The sequence below is a fragment of the Endozoicomonas sp. YOMI1 genome (genome assembly GCF_024606345.1).
In the GTDB taxonomy this organism is placed as follows: domain Bacteria; phylum Pseudomonadota; class Gammaproteobacteria; order Pseudomonadales; family Endozoicomonadaceae; genus Endozoicomonas.
The window spans coordinates 1-2,565 of record NZ_JAHHPM010000326.1; the positions used below are offsets into that span (position 1 = coordinate 1).

Annotated in this window: 1 protein-coding gene; it reads left to right on the forward strand. The window is 51.0% G+C overall.

Annotated elements, in window-relative coordinates; all coding sequences use genetic code 11:
* Positions 1–350: 350 nt before the first annotated feature.
* The gene (metG, locus tag KDK15_RS11660; protein WP_373691367.1) at positions 351–2,417 is read left to right on the forward strand and encodes a methionine--tRNA ligase; all 2,067 of its coding nucleotides are present in this window, start codon (positions 351–353) and stop codon (positions 2,415–2,417) included.
* The last annotated feature ends 148 nt before the right edge of the window (positions 2,418–2,565 follow it).

Here is a 2,565-nt window from a genome sequence, read left to right on the forward strand (position 1 = left end):
CCTGATTATCGTAGGTTTTTAGTAACGGTACAAAGGTCAGTTTCCCATAAGGGCCGAGATCAGTTCTGTGATAAAAGGTCTTCCTGAGAGCAAAAGAGCGTTTTCATTCGATGAGGTGGGGACCAGCAACGTAAAACTTCAAGGTTCTGCTGTCGGTCAAACTTATGAGCAAGAAACAGCATCACTGTTTGATCAACTGAAAAACGCTGAAGCCGAAGCGGATACAGACTCAACCTGGTTATAAATGAATGTCAGGTTAACGCGGGACTGTTCCGAATAGGCTTTCCCATGGACAGTTTGTATAATGGCGCATTCCCGTTTTTTATATCCGACCATCAAGACAGAATCGCATGAGCCAACGCAAAATACTTGTCACCAGTGCCCTGCCCTATGCCAACGGCCCTCTGCATATGGGACACCTGGTGGAATACATCCAGACTGATATCTGGGTTCGTTTCCAGAAGCTGTCTGGCAACCAGTGCACCTACGTTTGTGCTGATGACGCCCATGGTACCGCCATCAGCCTCCATGCGGAAAAACAGGGCATTTCACCGGAAGAGTCCGTGGCTCGAATTAACATCGAACGGGTTCGCGATTTTGGTGAGTTCCATGTGGCGTTTGATAATTACTACTCCACCCACTCGGAAGAGAACCGTAAGCTCTCAGAAGCGATTTACCTGGCTCTGAAAGAAAAGGGCCATATTGTCAGTCGAAATATTGTTCAGGCTTATGATCCTGAGAAACAGATGTTTCTGGCAGACCGTTACATCAAGGGTGACTGCCCGAAATGTGGTGCCTCCGGTCAGTATGGCGACAACTGTGAAGCCTGTGGGGCGACCTACTCACCGGCGGAACTGAAAAACGCCCGGTCAGCCATTTCCGGTGCTACACCCGTTGACAAAGAGAGTGAGCATTTCTTCTTTAAACTCTCGGATTTTGCTGCCTTCCTGAAGCAGTGGACCCGCTCTGGCACCATCTCCGAGGAAATTGCCAACAAACTGGCGGAATGGCTGGATGCGGGCCTGCAGGACTGGGATATCTCCCGTGATGCACCTTACTTCGGCTTTGAAATCCCCGCAGAACCCGGTAAATACTTCTATGTATGGCTGGATGCGCCAATTGGCTATATGGCGGCATTTGACAACCTCTGCCAGCGCCGTGATGACCTGAGCTTTGATGAGTACTGGCAGAAAGACAGCCAGTGCGAAGTGCACCACTTTATAGGCAAGGACATTGTCAACTTCCACTGCCTGTTCTGGCCAGCCATGCTCCATGGTACTAACTATCGCACCCCAACCCGTGTGAATGTGCATGGTTATTTGACCGTTAACGGTGAAAAGATGTCCAAGTCCCGTGGCACTTTCATCACCGCCCGTACTTACCTGGAACACCTGGATCCTGAGTATCTGCGTTATTATTACGCCGCCAAACTCTCCAGCCGTATTGATGACCTTGACCTGAATACCGATGACTTTATCCAACGGGTAAACTCAGACCTGGTGGGCAAGGTGGTTAATATTGCCAGCCGTAATGCCGGTTTTCTCAATAAGCGTTTTGGCGGCAGGCTTTCTGCTACCCTCTCTTCCCACAAGAGCGCACCAGAACTCACTGCCGGGTTCCAGGAGGCGGCACAGCGCATTGCCGAGCACTATGAAGGTCGCGAGTTCGGCAAGGCGATGCGTGAGATCATGGCGCTGGCAGACAAAGCCAATGCCTGGATTGACGAAGTGAAGCCATGGGTGGTTGCCAAAGAACAAGGCAAGGATCAGGCGCTTCATGACATATGCAGCACCGGCATCAACCTGTTCCGACTGCTGATGATCTACCTCAAGCCCGTACTGCCAGCCATGACGGTGAAAGCGGAGGCATTCCTCAATGTTGCCCCCCTGACCTGGCAGGACAGCCAGACGCTGCTTCTGGATCACAAGGTCAATAAATTTGAACCATTGATGACCCGTGTCGAAGCCGATAAAGTAGCGTCCATGATCGCAGCCAGCAAGGAGGTCTTAGCCCAAATGGAATCATCCAATAAGCCATCTGAGACGTCTTCCGTATCTTCTGAATGGTTGGAGAAAGATCCTATTGCTGACGAAATCACCTTTGATGACTTCGCCAGAGTCGATCTGCGCATCGCCAGAATTGTCAATGCCGAACTGGTGGAAGGGGCAGGCAAGCTGCTGCGTTTGACCCTGGATATTGGCGAACCTGAGCCTCGCAATATCTTTGCCGGCATCAAGTCTGCTTATGCACCAGAAGCCCTGATTGGCAAACATACGGTTATGGTGGCCAATCTGGCTCCACGTAAAATGAAGTTTGGCGTGAGCGAAGGTATGGTATTGGCCGCAGGCCCTGGCGGTAAGGACCTCTGGATTCTTGAACCTCACGAAGGCGCTCAACCTGGCATGCGTGTAATGTAATCGTCAACAGCCATCGGGACAGGGCGTAGCCTCACAGCTACGCTCTGACGTCCATATCTCAATGCTAATTACGGTAGTTAGAAAGCACGATTGGTATAATTGATCCAGCCCTGCACGCAGGGGCTTGTTGCAGTTAACAAAAACCTAT